We start from the raw sequence: 20,230 nt of genomic DNA on the forward strand, positions 1-20,230 counted from the left end.
CCACCGGCCGTTACTGTCGGAATGTGCGAGTGCGATCCCTGGTACCCACCTGGTTGACCGAACGCACTCGCGGTGTGCGCATCCGATTGACCCTGGTGGCGACCACTCTGGTCACCGTCGCGCTTACGATCGCGGCCGTCGTCCTCGTCCTAGTGCTGCGTCACCTGCTGCTGCACGCAGCCGATGCCGCGACACAGTCGCGGGCGCATGAGATCGCCGAGGTGGTGCAAGAGCAGGGCATCGCCGGGCTCGACGAGTCACTTCTGAGTCCGGTCCGCAACGTCGACGTGGTGCAGGTCGTGGATGCCGAGGGAACCGTGGTGGTGTCGAGTCTGAACCACTCCACGACGCCACTCGGGCCCGGGGTCGATGCCGGATCCGAGATCACCGTCGACGACGCCACGACGAGCCCGTCGGGGTCGGAGTACCGGGCGACGCTGCTGGGGGTGGACACACCGGACGGCCCGGTGACGGTCGAGGTCGGCGCTCTCGAGCGGCCGATCGACTGGTTGGTCCTGACCGCGGCTGTCGTCTGCTGCATCGTGTTCCCGATCATCGTGATCGGCATGGCCCTGATGACGTACTACTTCGTCGGACGCGCACTCAAACCCGTGGACCTGATCCGCGGTCAGGTCGAGGAGATCTCGGGAGGCGACCTGCACCAACGTGTTCCGGTACCGGGCACCGGCGACGAGATCGCCACGCTGGCGACCACGATGAACGACATGCTCGACCGCATCGAGACCGCCCGCGCGCAACAGATGCGTTTCGTCAATGACGCCTCACACGAACTGAACAGTCCGCTGACGACGCTGGTCGGATTGTTGGATCTTTCGCGGAGCAAACACCAACCCCTCGATCCCGAGACGGTCGACTCGGTGCTGCTGCCCGAGGCACTTCGCCTGCAGTCGATGGTCTCGGATCTGTTGCTGCTCGCGCGGGCCGACGAAAGCGGTGTTCCGCTGCGCATCACCGATGTCGACCTCGACGAGATCTGCACCGCGGAAGTGAATCGTCTCGAGGCGCTCGGTCGGCATCATGTGGAGGCACGGATCGTCGCTGTCCGCGTGCGTGGTGACGCGGAAAAGCTGTCTCGGGCACTGCGCAACCTGGCCGACAACGCCGCCCGCCACACCCGGGATCGGCTGACGCTGGCGATGACGCTCAGCGACGACGGTGCCCGGGTGTCGGTCACCGTCGCCGACAACGGACCCGGAATCCCCGATGCCGACAAGGACCGGGTCACCGAACGTTTCGTCCGTCTCGACAACACGCGTGAACGTCGTTGGGGTGGATCGGGACTGGGTCTGGCGATCGTCTCCGAGATCATCCGCGCACATGACGGTGAGGTCAGGATCGCCGACACCCCGGGTGGCGGCGCCACGGTCGGTTTCATCCTGCCGGTACAACCCTGGCATTCCGGCGGCGCCTCCGAACACCCGCGTCCGGGTCGAGTGGGCCGCAGCTGACCGCCCTCACCCGCCGTCGGCGGCGAGGCGATATCCGACGCCTCGCACCGTCTGGATCGCCTTGCAGCCGAACGGGGTGTCGATGCGCCGCCGAAGATAACTGATGTAGACCTCGACCACGTTCTCGTCGCCGCGATAGTTGATGTCCCACACGGAGTCCAGGATCTCGGCCTTGGTGACCGCCTCGCCCTTGTGTTGCATCAGAAATTCGAGCAAGGCGAATTCACGAGGGGTCAAGGTCAAGTCGTCGCCGCACCGGGACGCGGTGTGTGCGGCCGGGTCGAGCCGCAGCGATCCGGCCGTGAGCACAGTGGGACGTTGCGGCGCACCGCGCCGCGCGAGTGCGCGCAACCGGGCGATGAGCACCACGAACGAGAACGGCTTGGTGAGGTAGTCATCGGCGCCGAAGTCGAACGCATCGGCCTGGTCGTATTCGCCGTCCTTGGCCGTCAGCATCAGCACCGGCGTCCAGATCCCGGCGGCACGGAGGTCCCGGACCAGTTCGTACCCGTTGAGTCCCGGCATCATGATGTCGAGGATCGCCACATCGAAGCCGCCGCCGACGGCCTTCTCGAAGCCGGCCCGGCCGTCATGTGCGACATCCACGACCCAGCCTTCGGCGAGCATCATTCGCCGTAGGGTCTCTGCCACATTGCGGTCGTCGTCGACCACCAGGACTCGCACCCCTCCATCATGCTCGTCCCGGCACGATTGCCTCCGCACCGCTGGGCGCGGCGTGCGCACAATGCGCAAAACCCGAGTAATGAGCGCAAGGGTGACTGTGACCTGAGTTACCCACAGACTTCATGTGTAGCCGACGCCACGCCCCGCGTCACCGTCGGAAACCACGGCAGAAAGTCAGGCAAATGTTGGTAGCTCTCGGGTTGGCCATGGTCGCCACCTTCATGTTCCTCATCATCACCAAACGCGCGACACCGGTCGTCGCGCTGATCCTGGTGCCGGTCGCGTTCGGACTGTTCGCCGGTGCGGGCCTCGGCATCAGCGACATGATCAAGGACGGCATCAAGGATCTCGCCCCCACCGCGGCGATGCTGTTCTTCGCGATCATCTTCTTCGGCATCATGATCGACGTCGGACTCTTCGACCCGATCGTCCGCTTCATCGTCCGGATGGTCCGCAACGATCCGGCGCGACTCGTCGTCGGTACCGCGGTGCTCGCGGCGATCGTGTCCCTCGACGGTGACGGTTCGACGACGTTCATCATCGCCACCGCCGCGATGCTGCCGCTCTACCTCAAACTCGGCGTCTCCCCGGTCGTCCTCACCGTCGTCGCCGGCCTGGCCAACGGCACCATGAACATCCTGCCGTGGGGCGGCCCGACCGCCCGCGCCGCGAGTGCGCTCAAGATCGACACCAACGACGTCTTCCTTCCGATGGTCCCGGCCCTGGCCATCGGCATGCTGGTGGTGCTCGCCTTCGCCTACCACCTCGGTGTTCTCGAACGGCGCCGCATCGGCAACATCGAGATCAGGGACTCGCTGCTCGCACCGCAGGAAGAGCTCGTCCTCGCCGGCGGCGGCAGCGGCACTGGCACCGACACCCCGCGTCGCGGCGGATTCCGGGGCGGATTCCGACGCGGCCGCAACCCGGGCACCGGCAGCGGCGCAACCCGCGACAGCAACCCCGAGGCCCCGTCCACCGGCGACCTCCCGGCACATGCCTACGACCCGAACGAGACCGACGCCGACGGTGAGACCAGCTTCACCGGCATCCTCGATCCGCAACGGAAGACCTTGCGGCCCAAGCTCTTCTGGGTCAACGCCGGACTCACCATCGCGCTGCTGGCGATCCTGGGTGCCGACATCGTCGCCATCCCGGTGCTGTTCATGATCTTCGCCGCCCTGGCCCTCGCGGTGAACTTTCCGCACCTCAAGGATCAGCAGGAGGCCATCACCCGGCACAGTTCCAGCATCGTCTCGGTGGTCGCGATGGTGCTCGCCGCGGCCGTGCTGACCGGAGTGTTCAGCGGAACCGGGATGGTCGACGCGATTGCCCACTGGCTCGCCGACGGCATCCCTACCTGGATGGGTCCGCACATGGCGGTGGTCATCGGTGTCCTGTCCATCCCGCTGACCTTCCTGATGAGCAACGACGCCTTCTACTTCGGTGTGCTGCCGGTGCTGTCGGAGACCGCCACCCGCTACGGCATCGACCCCACCGAGATGGCCCGCGCCTCCATCACCGGCCAGCCCTTCCACATGCAATCTCCGCTGGTTCCCGCGATCCTGCTGTTGGTGGCCCTCGCCGGCGTCGGCCTCGGCGATCACCACAAGAAGGTGTTGTGGCGGGCCGCGGTGGTCTCGCTGGTGATGCTCGGCGTCGGATGCCTGGTCGGTGCGATTCCGTTCTGACCGTCCCGGCTTCGGCCTAGGCTGACCGCATGCGACTGCGAACGCAGGTACTGCTCCTGCAGCTCGTCGTCATCGCGGTCAGCCTTGGCGTCGGTTTCGGGTGGGTGATCTACGGTGCCGACGACCGCGTCCGCGACGAGTACGCCCAGCGTGCCCTCGCCATCGCGCAGACGGTCGCCACCGATCCCGACGTGGTCGCCGAGGTCGCCGAGCACCAGGGCTCCGACCTCGATCCGACCGACTTGGCCACGGCGCCCCTGCAATCACAGGCCCGGGCGGTGGCCGCCAAGACCGGCGCACTGTTCGTGGTGATCGCCAACGCCGACGGCATCCGCCTCGCGCACCCCGAGGACACCGAGGTCGGTGTGCATCTCTCCACCGATCCCACCAAGGCGTTGTCCGGGCAGGTCGACATCACCACCGACCGCGGCACGCTTGGCGAATCGGTCCGCGCGAAGGTGCCCATCTACCAAACAGGTTCTGCCGTAGGAACTTCTGATGCACCCATCGGCCTGGTCAGCGTCGGCGTGTCCACCGAGAAACTCGCCCGCGACACCCGGCGCGACATCGTAACCACCGGGCTGATCGCCCTCGCAGCACTCGGCATCGGCACCGTCGGATCGGTGCTGCTGGCGCGACGATGGCGACGATTGACCCTCGGTCTGGAACCCGACGATCTGGCCGAACTCGTCCGCGAGCAGGGCGCCGTGCTGCATTCCCTCGACGACGGTGTCCTCGCCGTCGACGCCGACGGTGTCCTGCGCGTCGCCAACGACAAGGCGCGGCAGCTCCTGGGGGTCACCGCGCCGCTCGGCACACCGGCCGACGACCTGGGCCTCACCACCCGAGTCCGTGGGGTTCTCGACGCGTCGACCACCGAGCCACTCGCCGCGACCGTCGGCGAGCGCATCGTGCTGGTCTCCTCCCACCCCGCCTCGGCCGACGGCCGGGACCTCGGCATGGTCCTCTCCGTCGTCGACCGTACGACGGTGGAGGATCTGGCCCGCGAGGTCGATGCCGTCCACGCGATGAGTGTGGCCCTGCGCGCACAGCGCCACGAAACCGCGAACCGCCTGCACGTCCTGGCCGGGCTACTCCGCCACGATCATGTCGACGAAGCGCGTGACTACCTCACCGAACTGACCGGCGGGGGTGCCAATGCCATCGAGGGCCTGGACAACGTCGACGAACCGCACCTGCAGGCCTTCCTGGAAGCCAAGGCCGCCCACGCCCGTGAGCGTGGGGTGACCCTGTGCCTCGGACCTCAGACATGGGTGACCGGAACGCTCACCGACGCCGTCACCGTCACCGCGGTCCTGGGTAACCTCGTCGACAACGCCATCGATGCCGCGGCGGGTACGCCGGACGCGCAAGTGGAGGTCGAGATCCTCGCCAACGGAACCGAACTCCTTGTCACCGTGGCAGATTCGGGTCCGGGCATCATGCTGGCCAATCCCGACGACGTCTTCACCGAGGGTGTCACCACCAAGACCGACCCGACAGTACCGGGAGGCCGTGGGATGGGTTTGGCGATCGTGCGTCAACTTGTCCACCGCATCGGCGGTGACATCGCGCTGGTCGATGCGGGCGATGACCTGGGCGGGGCGGTCTTCGTGGCACGGCTACCGGGTGTGGTCGACGCCGTGCCTGATCACACCGGGGCTGATCAGGCAATGAAGGGCTGATCAGCAGTGGAGGGAGAACCGTGAACGCAGACAGGGTCTCGCCGGCCGAGGCCACCGCCGACGGATTCGGGGTTCTCATCGTCGACGACGACTTCCGGGTCGCTGCACTGCATTCGGCGATCGTATCGGCGGTCGCCGGCTTCCGGGTGGTGGCGCGGGCCGGAACGCTGGCCGCCGCCCGCCACGCGATCGCCGAGCATCCAGAGATCGAACTCGTCCTGCTCGACGTCTACCTGCCGGATGGTTCAGGGATCGGTCTCGTCAGCGAATTACCCTGCGACTGTTTCATCGTCGGCGCCGAGACCGATGCTCGAGCGGTGCGCGCCGCCACGCGTGCAGGTGCGCTCGCGTACCTGATCAAACCCTTCGACGACACCGAACTGGCACGCCGCCTGGCCGGGTACGCGCACTACCGCCGAGTGCTCGACGCGCCGCGGGTCGATCAAGCCGCGGTCGACGCGGCCCTGTCGGGGCTGCGGTTCGGCGGCCATCGCAACGACCGCAGCACCGTCCAATCCCCCACAGAACAACGCATTCTGGACCTGTTCGAGGAGTCCGACGCCGGCCTTTTTGCCGATCAGGTCGCCGATGCGATCGGGATCTCCGCGGCGACCGCACGCCGGCACCTCGCCACGCTCGTCTCGGGCGGGAGGTTGACGATGACCCTGCACTACGGCGGTACCGGACGCCCGCGGCAGGAGTATCGGCGAGCGGCTCACTGATCGGTTGGAACACCATCCCTCGACGGGCGATATGCTCGAGCAGATGCCCCCTCGATCGGTTGTGCGCGCCCTGATCGCCTTGGTGGCGATGGTCGTGGTCACCCTGATCATCGCCGTCTGCGTCCTGGCGTCGACCTTCGGCCGGGCACGCGTCGCGGCGCACGAACTGCGGGTATCGATTCCCGATGACGCGGAAATCGTTGTGGCATATCCTAATTGGATCGAATGGCAGGGCTTCTGCTCGACGCTGGCGTTCCTGGTGCCAGACGGCGAGGTCGACGCCTACCTCGGCGCGCGTGACCTGTCGGAGGCGAGTCCGCACGAGGGACGTCGGATCGAGACCTGCGCGGCGTCGGCGGACCCGTGCACCGAGTTCGACGCCGCCGACGACCTGGCACCCGTCGGCATCATCGTCACCGACACCTACGACAACGGCACCCACGCCGAGACCGATCGCGACCTCTCCGTCATCCGGGGCTGCCGACCGGGCCAGACCCTCATCGCGTGGAGCGCCGGATACATCTGACGTGGGTGTCGGCGTGTCGATTCGCCGCCCGGTAATTCGCGCAGTTGCATGATCCGCGCAACCCGAAGCGCGTATGAAGGAGCGTAGGGACCGCGCGAAACAACACCCGACGCATTCGGAGGAACCTCACATGGCCGGAACGGCAGCCGAGGCACATCACCCGTACGACACCACCGATCTCGACGCCGACCTGCGCTGGTGGGCGGCGGCGAACTACCTCAATATCGCGCAGATCTACCTGCAGGACAACGTCTTACTGCGTGAGTCGCTCACCGTCGACCACATCAAACCGCGACTGCTCGGGCATTGGGGCACCAGCCCGGGGCTCTCGGCCATCTACACCGTCGTCAATCGCATCATCAACGAAACCGGATCGGAGTGGCTCTACATCACCGGCCCCGGTCACGGCGGGCCCGCCCTGGTGGCCAACACCTATCTCGAGGGCACCTACACCGAGGTGTATCCGCACATCTCCCTCGACGCCGAGGGCGTCCGACGTCTCTGCCGCCAGTTCTCCACTCCCGGTGGGATTCCCAGCCACGTGAGCGTGCAGACGCCGGGCAGCATCCACGAGGGCGGCGAACTCGGTTACGCCCTCGTGCACGCGGCCGGCGCCGCCTACGACCATCCGGACCTGATCGTCGCCGCGGTCATCGGCGACGGCGAGGCCGAGACCGGGCCGCTGTCGGGTTCGTGGAAGATCCCGGCGTTCCTCAACCCGGTCCGCGACGGAGCGGTGTTGCCGATCCTGCATCTCAACGGCGCCAAGATCGCCGGTCCGACGGTGCTGGGGCGCAGCACCGACGCCGAGGTGTCGGACTACCTGTCCGGGCAGGGGTGGCGGCCGCTGTTCGTCGAGGGCGACGATCCACGTGAGGTCTTCCCGGCGTTGCGCACCGCGATCATCGAGGCCTACCGCACGATCCGGGGCATCCAGGCCGACGTGCGCGGCACCGCCGGAAAGAATTCGGGCGCAGGGGAATCAGGCGCAGGGGAATCGGTGGGCGAGCATGCGGACGAGTACTCCGGGCCCGTCGTCGACCAGAAGTGGCCGGTCATCGTGATGCGCACTCCGAAGGGCTGGACCGGGCCCAAGTACGTGGACGGCAAGAAGATCGAGGGCACCCACTGGGCGCATCAGGTTCCACTGTCGGGGGTGCGGGAGAACCCCGAGCACCTGCAGATCCTCGAGGACTGGCTGCGGTCTTACCACCCGGAGGAACTGTTCGACGACAACGGCACCGTCGTCGACGCCATCCGCGACCTCGCGCCGCGGGGAGACCTGCGGATGGGGGCGACTCCGTACGCCAACGGTGGCCGACTGCTGCGTCCGCTGCGACTGCCGCCGATCACGCAGTACGCCCTCGACATCCCCACCCCGGGAGTCGTACAGCACGAAACCACCCGTGTGCTGGGCGTATTCATGCGTGACATCTACCGGCAGAACACCACCCCCGATGGTGGGGGCACGTTCCGGCTGTTCTGCCCGGACGAGACGTCGAGCAACCGCCTCGACGCGGTCTTCGAGGTGACCGACCGTTGCTGGCAACTGCCGACCACCAGCTACGACGACGGGCTCTCGTCGTCGGGTCGGGTGATGGAGGTACTCAGCGAACACCTCTGCCAGGGCTGGCTGGAGGGGTACACGCTCTCGGGGCGGCACGGTCTGTTCGCGACGTATGAGGCGTTCGCGATGGTCAGCGCGTCGATGGTGGTGCAGCACGCCAAGTGGCTGCAGCATGCCGCGGATCTGCCCTGGCGGGAGCCGGTGGCGTCGCTGAACATCCTGCTCACCTCGACGTGCTGGCGTAACGACCATAACGGCTTCTCTCATCAGGGACCCGGCCTGATCGATCTGGTGCTGCCGTTGTCGCCGGGCGTGGTGCGGGTGTGGTTGCCGCCGGACTCCAACTCGCTGCTCTCGATCGCCGATCACTGCTTCCGCAGTCGCGACCATGTCAACGTGATCGTCGTCGACAAGCAGCCGCACCTGCAGTACCTCACCCTCGACGAGGCCGGCACGCAGGCCGCCGCCGGCGCGTCGATCTGGGATTGGGCGGGAACCGAACCCGCCGGGGTATCCGACGATCTGCCGCCCGACATCGTGCTCGCCGCCGCGGGCGATGTGCCCACCCAGGAGATCCTGGCCGCCGCGCAACTACTCCGCGAGTGGGTGCCCTACCTGCGCACACGCGTCGTCAGCGTGATGGATCTGATGGTGCTGCTGCCGCAGAACGATCACCCGCACGGGTTGGCGGAGGAGAAGTTCATCGACCTGTTCACCCGTGACACCGACGTGGTCTTCGCCTTCCACGGCTACCCGCGCGCGATCCATCAACTGGTGCACGGCCGCACCCACCCGGGTCGCTTCCACGTCCGTGGCTTCTCCGAGCAGGGCACGACGACGACGCCGTTCGACATGGTCGTGCTGAATCGGATGAGTCGCTACCACCTGGTGCTCGAGGCGCTCAAACGATCGCGCCGGGCGCCGGAGAAGGGTGCCGAGCTCGCCGACTTCTGCCGGGCGCAGCTGGCCAGACACGAGGAGTACGTGCGCGAGCACTTCGAGGACATCCCGGAGGTCCGCGACTGGACCTGGAGCTGACGGAAGCAGCGACGTCCACCACCCCCGACCCGACCAACCACCCCGCACCCACCCACTACAGTGACCCTATGACGATGCACGTGGATGCCTCCAACCCCGAACTGATCACCGTTGACGTCCCGACGCACTGGTACAACCTGGCCGCCGAGCTCGACACGCCGATCCCGCCGCACCTGCATCCGGGCACCGGGGAACCGGTGGGTCCGGACGATCTGGCGGCGTTGTTCCCGTCGGGTCTGATTGCGCAGGAGGTCTCGGCTGAGCCGTACATCGAGATACCCGAACCGGTTCGGGAGATCTACCAGATGTGGCGGCCGTCGCCGTTGTTCCGGGCGCGGCGGTTCGAGAAAGCACTGAACACCAAGGCGCGCATCTACGTGAAGTACGAGGGCGTCAGCCCGGTCGGCAGCCACAAGACCAATTCTGCTGTGGCGCAGGCGTATTACAACTCGATCGACGGCGTACGGAAGCTGACCACGGAAACCGGTGCCGGGCAGTGGGGTAGCGCGCTGGCGTTTGCCGGTGCCCAATTCGGTATCGACGTCGAGGTGTGGCAGGTCCGCGCCTCCTATGATTCCAAGCCGTACCGCGGCTACCTGATGCGCACCTACGGCGGCACGGTGCACCCGAGCCCGTCGGAGCTCACCGAGGCCGGACGCGCCATGCTGGCCAAGGACCCGAACACCACCGGCAGTCTGGGGATGGCGGTCAGCGAGGCCGTGGAGGTGGCCGCCACCCATGACGACACCCGCTATGCACTCGGCAGCGTGCTCAATCACGTTGTGCTGCATCAGAGTGTCATCGGCGTGGAGGCCGTCGAACAGCTCGCCGCCGTGGAGCCGGGCGGCGCCGACATCGTTTTCGGTTGTGCTGGTGGCGGTTCCAACTTGGCGGGGCTGTCGTTCCCGTTCCTGCGGGAGAAGATCCACGGCCGCTCCGATCCGCGCATCGTTGCTGCCGAGCCGGCGGCGTGCCCGTCGATCACCCAGGGTGAGTACCGGTATGATCACGGCGACGTTGCCGGGCTCACCCCACTGCTCAAGATGCACACGCTGGGAATGGATTTCGTTCCCGATCCGATCCACGCCGGCGGTTTGCGCTATCACGGAATGGCGCCCGCGCTGAGCCACACCGTGGAGCTGGGACTGGTTTCGGGCGTGGCGATCACCCAGCGTGACGCGTTCGCCGCCGGTGTGCAGTTCGCCCGCACCCAGGGCATCGTGCCCGCCCCCGAGTCGACGCATGCGATCGCCGCCGCAGCCGCACACGTCGCCGACAGCGACAAGGACGAGGTCATCGTCATCGGGCTCTCCGGGCACGGACAGCTGGATCTTCCGGCCTATGCGGAGTTCCTCGACGGCAAGATGTGACACCGGCCGTGATGCGCACCGCCGGAATCGATCTGGCGGCCGCACCGACCAAGACCGCGGTGGCGGTGATCGACTGGGCGGATTCGGGGGCCCGCCTGGTCGATCTGGTCATCCCGGCCGATGACGCGCGAATTCACGCCGTCGTCTCGGGTGCCGACCGCGTGGGCATCGACTCGCCGTTCGGCTGGCCCGACGACTTCGTCGACTTCGTGAGCGCCCATCACCGTGGCACCACACCGACCGGACGCGGACTCGACGATGTGAGTCGACGACGCCCACTTGCCCTGCGCCGCACCGACCGTCACCTCATCGAGATCGGAGCGGGTCGTCCGCTGAGTGTGTCGGCGGATCAGATCGCGCACGTGGCGTTCCGGTGCGCCGGACTGCTCGCCGATCTCGGTGTGGCCGATCGTGTCGACGGCTGGGCCGTCGAGGCGTATCCGGCCGGTGCGTGCGCCGGTGGGGTCTGCGCTCCCGCGGATACAAGCGGTCGGCAAACCGCGCCGTACTCACCGAACTGGTGGTGGAACTGCGCACCGACGCGCCCTGGCTCGATCTCGGCGCCCACCGTGCGGTGATGGAACGCGACGACGATGCCTTCGACGCGGTGATCACCGCACTCATCGCCCGCGCCGCCGCACTCGGCCGGACCGAGCTGCCCGCCGCCGCCGCCCGCGACGTCGCCGCGCGGGAGGGCTGGATTCACCTGCCCAACTGCTCGCTCGCCGACCTCGTCGACCGTTGACCCCGCCGCCCGCCACGTTGACAGCGCTCGCCGCCACGTTGACAGCGCTCTGCGCCCGATCCACTGCCCTCTCCCGGTCGGGTCGACCCAATGTCGACGAAGAAACAACGCCGCGCCAAGCAGGCCGAACGGGACGGTGCCGGGACGGCCCCGCTCGAGGACGTCGGCGATCCGCCGGGATGGGAGCGTTTCCTCGCCGCGGTGACACCCTCTCACCCCGACCATCAGGATCTGCGGCAGTGGGCCGGGCTTCCGGCCGGAGTATCGGTGGACGCCACGATCTTTGACGTCGGCGCCGTCAACCGGCAGCTGAAACGACTCGGCCTACGCTGATGCGGCGCACCGCGTGCTGATGCAGCGACCGGGCGCTGGATTTTCGAGATCGAAGGTGATTGGTATGAGTAAGTCCGATAAGCGTCGGCCGTTCCAGAGTGGTAACGAGAGGATTGCGCAGCCGGCGGCCAATCACCGGCACTCGTCCGACGCCAGTCGCATCAGCACCCGCGGAAACCGGTTGAGCACCGACGTGGTGTCGGCAGCATACCGAAAGCCGGCGCGCTCGAACATCATTCGCGTGCCGACGTAGGCCATCGTCAGGTCCACCCGATCGGCGCCGTTGTCGACGGGGTAGGCCTCGACGGCCGGCGCACCGTTGGCCCGGGCGAAATCGACTGCGCCACTGATCAAGTCCGCGGTGATACCACGTCGACGATGCCCGGGACGGACGCGGAGGCACCACAGCGACCAGACGTCGAGATCGTCGATGTGCGGGATCCTGCGGTTGCCCGCGAAGGTGGTGTCGGCGCGCGGCGCAATCGCGGCCCACCCGACCACCTCGTCGCCGTCGTAGGCGAGAACCCCAGGGGCAGGCATCTTCTCGCACAGTCCCCGCACATACTCGCCGCGCTGCCGGCGCTCGAGGGATCGGTTGAGCTTGTTGGGAATGCGATAACTCAGGCACCAGCAGACGTTCGCGTCGGGACGTTTCGGCCCGACCATGGTGGCGACGTCGTCGAACTCCGACGCCGGCCGCACTACGATCGACATCACTTCGCTCGGCTCAGGCGAGGTATCGCGTCGCCGGACCCACCGCGTCGCGCGGTGTCTTGCCCTGGAATCCGTCGCCGATGGCCCGTAACTTCCATTCGGCGCCTTCGCGATTGATGACCGCCATCACCACCCCGGTGAACGGCATGCCGCCCTGCAGGGTGAAGCGGGCCAGCTCGGTGCCGATGGTCTCGTCGACGAGGCGGCAGAAGGCGTTGTCGACCTCCTCGAAGGTCTGACCCTGATACGACGTCACCGTGAACACCAGATTGTCGATGGCCGGGTGGATGGCGGTGAGGTCGACGTAGATGATCTCGTCGTCGCCTTCGCCGGCGCCGGTCAGGTTGTCGCCGGAATGCCGGATGGAGTTGTCGTCACTGGACAGATGCCCGTAGTAGACGACGTCGGCGAGTTGCCCGCGGCTGAACATCAGCACCGACGCATCGAGGTCGATCTCGCGTTGCCGGCCACCGAAGAAACCGCCACGTTTGATCTGGTCCCAGCCCAGGCCCATCCGGATGCGGGTCAGCGCGAGACCACCGTCCTTGCGCAGCGACACCTTCTGACCCTTGCTCAGGTTCACGCGCCGATTCTTGGTGAGGCTGATCTCGCCGGGCGCCGACGCCGCAGGTGCGGGCGGAGCGGGCGGTGCAGGCGGAGCGGGCGGAGCGGGTGCGGATGGCGTGTACGGGGGAGGGGGCGGCGTGGCGGCCGGTGGTGGGGGGTAGGCCGAAGCCGCCGGTGGTGGGGTATAGGCGGGCGGGGTCGGCGGCTGCGCGGCCGCCGGCGCGGGCGTCGTGGCGGGTGCGTCATCCACCGACACACCGTGATCGCGGATCAGGTCGGCGAAGCCGCCGGCATAGCCCTGGCCGACGGCGCGGACCTTCCAGTCGCCACCGCGGCGGTACAGCTCGAGGGCGACGACCACCGACTCGCTGGACAATCCGTCGATCGAGTAGGTGAACAGCTCCCGGCCCGAGACATCACCGACGTGTGCGACGGGCGCCGCGATCCGACCGAAACTCGACGATGCGTCATCGAGGGTGATGACCGCGCGCACGGCGTGGATATCCGGCGGCAGCCCCGCTGTCGACACCCGCAGCACCGGGCGGCTCGTCGGGTTCTCCAGCACCACGCCCGGTCCCTGGGGCTGGTTGTAGAACACGAAGTCGGCATCCGTCCGTACCCTCATCGCATCGGTCACCAGCAGTGCCGAGAGGTCGGCGGGCGCCCCGACGTCGATGGAGATCACCACGTCGCCTGCGGGCAGCGGTGCGTTCTGTCCTTTGGTGAGTACGGTCATGCCTTGATCTTCGCATTGCCGGTCACCACGGCGTCGGCGATACGCGCGGTGAACCATTCCAGGATCCCCTCGCCGGCGAGCGCACCGGTGGTGTCGGTGACGGTGAGATGTGGTTGTGTCCAGCCGATCTGCTCGAGCTCGCCGTGCCGTGGCCGGATGGCGGCGTCGGCGTACTCCAGGAGATCGATGTCCAGACGCCCGTCACCGGCCGCGTACACGGGCGCGTCGTCGGGCAGCGTCCCGTCGGCGACGAGTCGCGCGCGGACCTCTGCCACCGCCGCGGACTTCGTGACGACCTGCGGGAGGGCGTAGATCTTGCGGCCCTGCTGCGACACCGTCCACGCCCGCTCGGCACACCACTGCGACCAGTCGGACAGGAAGTCGCCGGGTTGCCGGTCGAGGTCGACGACGATGTAGCAGAACAGATCGTCGGCGGTCCGTACCGAGGTCACCCAACTCTCGTCGATGCGGGATTCGAGCGCGGCCACCACCTCGGCGAGGTCGGCCGCCGACGCCGCGACCCGCCGGTCGACCTGCGCACGCCACGCCGGGTCGTCGGTGCCGTCGGTCAGGATCCGGCCGCCGCTGGAGACCACCGCATGACGAAAGGGGCTGCCGGGCAGCTCGATACGCGTGAACTGTGCCGGTGTCCGCGTGGTCACCGGCACCACCGGCGCCTGGGAGGCCAACGCCACCAGCAGGTTTCGGGCCGCCGGCGTGAGATAGGACAGGGGTCCGCCGTTGTAGATCTCCACGCAGACCGGATCGAGCGAGGCGAACTGCTCCTCGCCCATGGCGTGACGCGAGAAGATGAGGGTCCGGTCGAGATCGGTGGCGATCAGGCCGTTCACGCATCCTCCTTGATCAGACCGACGCAGGAATAGGCGAGATCACCACGTACCTCCACCGGCACCCCGCGTTCGGCGGCCAGGACGCGGATGTGGGCGTGTTCGTCGAGGTCGGCCTCCCGTACCAGAACCATCCACGGAACGCGGCGCAACAGCACCCGGGTGGTTTCTCCCACACCGGGTTTGACGAAGTTCACCGACGAGACGCCGTACTCGTCGCGGAGACGTTCCATCGACTTCCACCCGGACCACTGCGGCGTCCGATCGCCGTCGCGGATCGCCGCCAGCGTGTCCCGGACGCGGTACGCGACGGCGGTGAACCTCTCGGACACGGTGTCCAGGAACAGAGTTGACACGTCGAACTTCGCCAGATGCGAGTAGAACTTCGCGCCGTGGAACTCGCCCGGGCCGATGTGGTCGGCGTTGAGCACCGTGCGGGACACCAGGCCGGACACGGTGGAGTTGAGGCAGGCCGACGCGATGAGGAAGTCGTCTCGGGTGCCGAAGGTGGTGGTGCACGAACCGGGGTCGGCCAACACCGCCAACTCGTCGTGCAGTCGCGCGCCGCCCGCGGCGGCGTACGCGGTGAGAGCTTCGGTGAGTTCCCGCTGGATCGCACCCTTGCCGGTCCAGCCGTCGACGAACACCACCGACTCCGGCCGATGCCGCGCGGTGATGTGATCGAGTGCGACGGTGTCGATTCCGCGGCCCCGAACGATCGAGATCGTGTAGTGCGGAACCTCGACGCCGTAGGTGTGAGCGATCCAGCGTCGCATCAGGATGCCGATCGGCGTGCCCGCCCGCGCCAGCGACACCAGCGTCGGGACCCGATCGCGTTCGGCCACCACGAGCTCACTGACCACACCGACCGCCTCGGCCAACCGGTCCGCGGACCCGCGCAGCGCCTCGTGAAACAGGTCCTGGTACTGCGAGCCCGGCTGATACTCGATGGGCAGAGACTCGGCGTAATGGGCCGCACCGCTTTGGATTCGGCGTTCTCGCTCGGCGAGATCCCCCTCGAGGGCGACATGGGAGAGGTCCTTGAGCAGCCAGGTCACCTCGTCGGGAGCGTAGGAACCGAAGGCCGGGCCGTTCAGGGGCGGGGTGAGGGGTGGCGGGGTGAGTGCGGTCATCTTTTCGGCCCGCCGGTGGGGACGACGGCGACGATCACGTCGTGACCGGCGGCGGTGAGCACATCGATGACGCCACCCGATTCGCGAAGCAGGTCGGTGTCGGCGGGCGCATCGATGACCAGCACCACCTGCGGCAGCACCTCCGACCCGGACGCGCTGAACGGCGAGACCAGGTTGTAGACGAACCGTGGAGTCCCCGGATCGGATTCCGGTGCGGTGAAGGTGAATCCGCGGCGCAGCGGATAGCCGTCGACATCACGCACATAGGCGGGGGAGCGGGTGGTGGTCTGGTACCGCGCCGACACTCCGGAGACCTCCAGCGCCTCCGCGAGGCACAGCGGCAGATACATGAGTTCCTCGTGCCCGACCACGACGACGTCGCCGGACGGATCGATGACCTCGCCAATCTGTTCGGCCGCAACCGAAATCGCCGCCCCGAACGCTGCCTCGTCGGAGTGTAGGAATCCGTGCCGCCCGCCGTCGGGAAGGCCATCGGGCCACGGCAAGTGCACTGTTGTCACGTCGCCGCGGTGGTCGCCGACGGGATTCAACGCACCCGGTTCGAGAGCCCAGACCTCGTCGATGATGTTGTCCGGCAGCAGGATTCGGGCCTGGGCGAGCGAGACCTGATCGATCCGAACCCCCAGCTCGGCGGCCGCCGCGGCGATCGTGGCGCGATGGGCGTCGGTGCACATGTCGACCAGCGACGCCACCACGTAGTGCGTGCGCGGTGCGCGGTGCTGGAGCGCGGTGATGGCGCGCAGTGCCGTGGATCCGGTGGAGATCTCGTCGTCCACGAGGATCATCGGCGCATCCGGATCGGTGGCGAGAAGGTCGGCATCGGCGGGTTGCAGCAGATGCGTCGTGGCGTGCGAATGGCCCTCCTCGAAGGTGCCCCACGCCGGCACCCCGGTGGCCCGCCGCCGGGTCGAATGAAGGTAGGCCCGCGCCGAGATCCGCGCAGCCACACAGTGGCCCAAACCCGTTGCGGTTTCGGCGAAGCCGAGCACGGTGGCACGTGACGCCGCGTCGGCGCCGACCGCGGCGAGCACGGCGTCGCCGAGGTCGTCGGCGGCGGCCCGAACCGCGCTCGGCGGGGTCGGGATGTGCTTGCCGAGTACCGTCGACACCAGCAGATGTGCACGCCGACGATTACGCCGCAGGCCGACGATGATGAGATCGTCGATGGCCCAAGGGCTCCGGGGTGAGCTGCGCGCGTGTACCTCGACACCGAACTGCCCACCGACCCACGAGACGGCTCCGGCCGAGGTGGTGGTGCTGTTCACGCGGCGTCCAGGGCGGTCAGGAGATCGACGAAGCTGATCCCGGAATTGGTGACGCCGAAGGCGGCGGCGCGGTCCATCACGCGGGTGGCCCAATGACGGTGCGGTTTCAGCTCGTTCATCTTGTTCCGGTACGACGACGCCTGTGCGCCGCCGGTGTCGGCGGCCAGGATGTCGAGGGCATCGTGGTACTCCTCGTGGGTCACCGAGCTCAGTGCGTGCACCGGCGCGACGTGCGCCGGATGGATGACGGTCTTGCCGTGCATGCCGTTGGCCCGGTCCAGGGCGATCTCACGCAGCAGGCCGTCGATGTCGCGGCTGACCAACTGCTGACGGAACCACACCGCGTCGTGATCACGGAAGGGCGTGTGCCGCAACGTCGGGGCGAATCGCCGTTCGTGATCGGCGAAGTACTCCCACACCGGTCCGGTGATGATGTGACCCGAGGGGTCGCTGCGGCCGAGGATGTTGACGATCCCGGCGATGGCGTCGGCGGCGACGCGGACGTCGTAGATGGTGAGGTCACGGTCGCGACGGATGCCGAAGAGCCCGCACATGTCGGTCGCGCCGATCCGGACGGCCAGCACGTTCTTCCGATGTGCATCGAGAGCCGTTGCGATCGCCGCCAACTCGTCGTCGCGGGTCTCCCGGTGCACGAGCGCGGCGGATTCGAGGACGGGCATCGCCCACAGATGTCGGCCCAACACTGCGCCGGCATCGTGGACCGCTTGAAGGGCGGCCTCGGCGTGGTCGGCGCCGAACTTCGGAATGACGAAGCCCGACAACACCTCCGACGATCCGAGCAAGGAGGTGAGGGTGCCGATCTGAGCGGCGGTCCGGACGCGGACGAACAGCATCATCGCGCCCGCCGCGGTGCCTTCGAGGTCATGGAGTGCGCGGACCGCGGAGGCGATGGCCTCCGATTCCTGATGGTCGGCGACGGCATCTTCGAGGTCGATCACCATCGACAACACGCCATCGGCGTATCGGCGGGCGATCACCTCGGCCAGGTCGGGTCGTGTCGCGGGTATATAGAGCGTCGCTCCCAGTGCGACCGCGAGACGGCGGGTGGGCCACGCATCCGACAGCGGTTGGGGTCGGTGCATGAACAGGTGCTCGTGGACCTCGGCGGTGAGGTGATGGAAGTGTGCGGGCCCATCGGTTTTCGACGGGCCGGCGGACGCGTTGACGTCCTCGGGTGCTGCCGCGGTCATCGTGCCGCCACCTGTCCTCTCATGCGGTCGACGATCTCGGCCACGCGTTGCTCTACAGCACGCAACTGCGTCAGGTAGGACCAGTAGTCGGGGTGAACACGCTCAAGCGCGCCCCGCGCCCTCGAGATCCGGTCGGCCTGAGCATCGAGCACCGAGCCCCATTCGTCAACCAGCGACTTGTCGACGGCGAAGTGTTGGGCGTCACGTAGCCGGAAACGTACCTGCCGTTCCACCGCCGTCGGATCGGATCTGACCTCACGCAGCAGGGTCAGGCGGTCGCCGACGGCGTCGACGGCACCTTCGGCGGAATCGAGGTCGTCACGGGCCGCCTCGGCATCGGTAATCGACTGGTCAGGCGCGCTGGTGAGGTGAGTGCGGGCGTCGGCGAGGTGTGCGTCGGCCGCCTCGAGGTGGGTACGGATCACCACATCGGAGTCCTGCAGGTCCGTCGAACACTCGGCGCTGAACTCGCGACGCAACGCGGACAGCAGATCGGGAATCTTCTCGCTACGGGTCCGGATGGCGCTGCGCCGGGTATCCACCGACCGGATGACCCGAGTGGCCCGCTCGGAGAAGCCGGGCGCGTCCATCAGCGCGGCCTGCACCCGCTCGCCGGCGGTCACCAACGCGGTCCCGGCGGCACGACGGTCACGGATGCTCTGGGCCCGCTCGAACGCCGCGATCGCCGACTGCAGGGAGTCGGCGGCGGTGGTCACCACGCGCAAACCGAGCAGGTGTGGCGGCGCGGTCTCCAGCGACCTCGCTGCCTGCGTGGCGGACTCCCGGGCACGCTGATCGAGGACCCGCAGTTCGGTGGCGGTGTGCCGTGCGCGATCGAGTTCGGTGGCGTGGACGCGGCCGAACTCACCCATCTGGGTGTTCACCGCGCCGAGAGCATCCGTGCAGCGTGTGACCTCGTCGAGACGGGGGCGGGGATGATTCTGGGGGTCCGGAGCCGTGGCTGCCGACGACAGGCGAAGGTAGTCGGCGGTCACCTGGCCGTAGTACTCGCGCAATTGCGTCCACTCGTCGAGGATCCGCGATCGCGGGTCGAGTTCGGCCGCGATACGCACGGGCGAATCGATCTCCGAGAGGGTCTGCTCGGACGCGAGGAACGCCGATGTCATTCGGGTTGTGTACTCGCCGAGATCGGCATTCGCGCGTGAGCTGCCCCCGAACCATTTCCGCGCAAACTTCCTGGGCACGTAGTCGATGCTATCGACTAACTTCTTTCCCAGACGCGCCGTGCTGTGGGCGGCGACTTCGGAGGAGGGCTCGCGAATGCAACTAGTGCAACGTTCGAAACGGGTCGTGGAGGCCCGTTTGAACAACACCGCGGTCCGGGCATTGTCCGGGTCGATGGTGGCCTACGAAGGGCAGATCAACTTCAAGTCCGCCGGTTTCGGAGGCGGCGACGGTCTGCTCGCCGGGATCAAGCAACGAGCGACGGGTGAGGGCCTGTCGCTGATGGAGGCGTCCGGCACCGGGGTGGTGTACTTCGCCCACAACGCGGCCGAGACCACCATCATCGAACTGGCCGGGGAGACCCTGCAGGTGGAGTCGCAGCAGTTGATGGTGATGAACGGGAATCTGCAGACCAACGTGACCTTCGCCGGTGTGCGGGGCGCGACGTCGGGGCAGGGCTTGTTCACCACCACCGTCACCGGGCACGGTCAGGTCGCTTTGCTCTCGCAGGGCGGTCCGCTCATCCACCTGGAGGTGAGCCCGCAGTTCCCGCTCGTCGTCGACCCCGACGCGTTCGTGTGCGCGAAGGGCGCGTTGAGTCAGTCCTTCGTCACCGACGTCAGCTGGCGCAGCGCCCTGGGTCAGGGCGGTGGCGAGGCGTTCTCGTTGCGCTACGACGGCTCCGGCGTCGTCTCGATCCAGCCGGCGGAACGGTAGGGGAGG

The 20,230-nt window shown here is 67.7% G+C and carries 17 protein-coding genes and 1 pseudogene; 10 read left to right on the plus strand and 8 right to left on the minus strand.

All coding sequences use genetic code 11. From position 1 onward, the window contains the following. Positions 1–23: 23 nt before the first annotated feature. Positions 24–1,469, plus strand: coding sequence for a sensor histidine kinase (locus tag ACWDPV_RS13685; protein ID WP_348805485.1), 1,446 nt, complete (start codon positions 24–26; stop codon positions 1,467–1,469). 6 nt (positions 1,470–1,475) lie between these two features. On the opposite strand, the gene ACWDPV_RS13690 is transcribed toward ACWDPV_RS13685, so the two are convergent. After that, the gene (locus tag ACWDPV_RS13690; RefSeq protein ID WP_348805486.1) at positions 1,476–2,153 is read right to left on the minus strand and encodes a response regulator transcription factor; all 678 of its coding nucleotides are present in this window, start codon (positions 2,151–2,153) and stop codon (positions 1,476–1,478) included. A gap of 182 nt (positions 2,154–2,335) precedes the next feature. Between ACWDPV_RS13690 and ACWDPV_RS13695 the strand changes: the two genes are divergently transcribed. From ACWDPV_RS13695 to ACWDPV_RS13730, 8 genes and pseudogenes are all read left to right on the plus strand, one after another. Beyond that, on the plus strand, positions 2,336–3,841 hold the full coding sequence (locus ACWDPV_RS13695) for a CitMHS family transporter (RefSeq protein WP_449743411.1): 1,506 nt from the start codon (positions 2,336–2,338) through the stop codon (positions 3,839–3,841). Between the two features lie 29 nt (positions 3,842–3,870). After that, positions 3,871–5,526, plus strand: a complete 1,656-nt coding sequence (locus tag ACWDPV_RS13700; RefSeq protein ID WP_449743412.1) for an ATP-binding protein — start codon at positions 3,871–3,873, stop codon at positions 5,524–5,526. A 20-nt stretch (positions 5,527–5,546) separates the two neighbouring features. Then, positions 5,547–6,248, plus strand: a complete 702-nt coding sequence (locus ACWDPV_RS13705) for a response regulator (RefSeq protein ID WP_449743413.1) — start codon at positions 5,547–5,549, stop codon at positions 6,246–6,248. 43 nt (positions 6,249–6,291) lie between these two features. After that, complete coding sequence (locus ACWDPV_RS13710; RefSeq protein ID WP_449743414.1) at positions 6,292–6,774, plus strand: hypothetical protein; 483 nt, start codon at positions 6,292–6,294, stop codon at positions 6,772–6,774. A gap of 130 nt (positions 6,775–6,904) precedes the next feature. Beyond that, entirely contained in the window at positions 6,905–9,379 is a 2,475-nt protein-coding gene (locus tag ACWDPV_RS13715; RefSeq protein WP_449743415.1) for a phosphoketolase family protein, read from the plus strand. 68 nt (positions 9,380–9,447) lie between these two features. Further along, positions 9,448–10,749 (plus strand): TrpB-like pyridoxal phosphate-dependent enzyme, encoded by a 1,302-nt coding sequence (locus tag ACWDPV_RS13720; RefSeq protein ID WP_449743416.1) that lies wholly within the window; start codon positions 9,448–9,450, stop codon positions 10,747–10,749. 11 nt (positions 10,750–10,760) lie between these two features. Beyond that, positions 10,761–11,494 (plus strand): annotated as a pseudogene (locus ACWDPV_RS13725) (DUF429 domain-containing protein). A 90-nt stretch (positions 11,495–11,584) separates the two neighbouring features. Beyond that, on the plus strand, positions 11,585–11,827 hold the full coding sequence (locus ACWDPV_RS13730; RefSeq protein ID WP_449743417.1) for an IS1096 element passenger TnpR family protein: 243 nt from the start codon (positions 11,585–11,587) through the stop codon (positions 11,825–11,827). 132 nt (positions 11,828–11,959) lie between these two features. On the opposite strand, the gene ACWDPV_RS13735 is transcribed toward ACWDPV_RS13730, so the two are convergent. Genes ACWDPV_RS13735 through ACWDPV_RS13765 form a run of 7 tightly spaced genes read right to left on the minus strand, consistent with a single transcriptional unit; the run spans position 11,960 to position 19,449 of the window. Continuing rightward, the gene (locus ACWDPV_RS13735; protein ID WP_449743418.1) at positions 11,960–12,541 is read right to left on the minus strand and encodes a GNAT family N-acetyltransferase; all 582 of its coding nucleotides are present in this window, start codon (positions 12,539–12,541) and stop codon (positions 11,960–11,962) included. 13 nt (positions 12,542–12,554) lie between these two features. Then, positions 12,555–13,844 carry a TerD family protein gene (locus ACWDPV_RS13740; RefSeq protein WP_449743419.1) on the minus strand — a complete coding sequence of 430 codons (1,290 nt, stop codon included), beginning with the start codon at positions 13,842–13,844 and terminating at the stop codon, positions 12,555–12,557. Beyond that, the gene (locus ACWDPV_RS13745; protein ID WP_449743420.1) at positions 13,841–14,695 is read right to left on the minus strand and encodes an HAD family hydrolase; all 855 of its coding nucleotides are present in this window, start codon (positions 14,693–14,695) and stop codon (positions 13,841–13,843) included. The genes ACWDPV_RS13740 and ACWDPV_RS13745 overlap by 4 nt, the downstream gene beginning before the upstream one ends. Continuing rightward, positions 14,692–15,825 (minus strand): cysteine protease StiP family protein, encoded by a 1,134-nt coding sequence (locus ACWDPV_RS13750; protein ID WP_449743421.1) that lies wholly within the window; start codon positions 15,823–15,825, stop codon positions 14,692–14,694. The genes ACWDPV_RS13745 and ACWDPV_RS13750 overlap by 4 nt, the downstream gene beginning before the upstream one ends. After that, on the minus strand, positions 15,822–17,111 hold the full coding sequence (locus ACWDPV_RS13755) for a phosphoribosyltransferase family protein (RefSeq protein ID WP_449743422.1): 1,290 nt from the start codon (positions 17,109–17,111) through the stop codon (positions 15,822–15,824). Before ACWDPV_RS13755 ends, ACWDPV_RS13750 begins: the two co-directional genes overlap by 4 nt. Next, positions 17,108–18,322 carry an HpcH/HpaI aldolase/citrate lyase family protein gene (locus tag ACWDPV_RS13760; RefSeq protein WP_449743423.1) on the minus strand — a complete coding sequence of 405 codons (1,215 nt, stop codon included), beginning with the start codon at positions 18,320–18,322 and terminating at the stop codon, positions 17,108–17,110. The genes ACWDPV_RS13755 and ACWDPV_RS13760 overlap by 4 nt, the downstream gene beginning before the upstream one ends. Continuing rightward, positions 18,319–19,449, minus strand: coding sequence for a hypothetical protein (locus tag ACWDPV_RS13765; RefSeq protein ID WP_449743424.1), 1,131 nt, complete (start codon positions 19,447–19,449; stop codon positions 18,319–18,321). Before ACWDPV_RS13765 ends, ACWDPV_RS13760 begins: the two co-directional genes overlap by 4 nt. Positions 19,450–19,603: 154 nt before the next feature. Between ACWDPV_RS13765 and ACWDPV_RS13770 the strand changes: the two genes are divergently transcribed. Then, complete coding sequence (locus ACWDPV_RS13770) at positions 19,604–20,224, plus strand: AIM24 family protein (protein WP_348805503.1); 621 nt, start codon at positions 19,604–19,606, stop codon at positions 20,222–20,224. The last annotated feature ends 6 nt before the right edge of the window (positions 20,225–20,230 follow it).

It is taken from the genome of Gordonia sp. NPDC003504, from assembly GCF_053587995.1.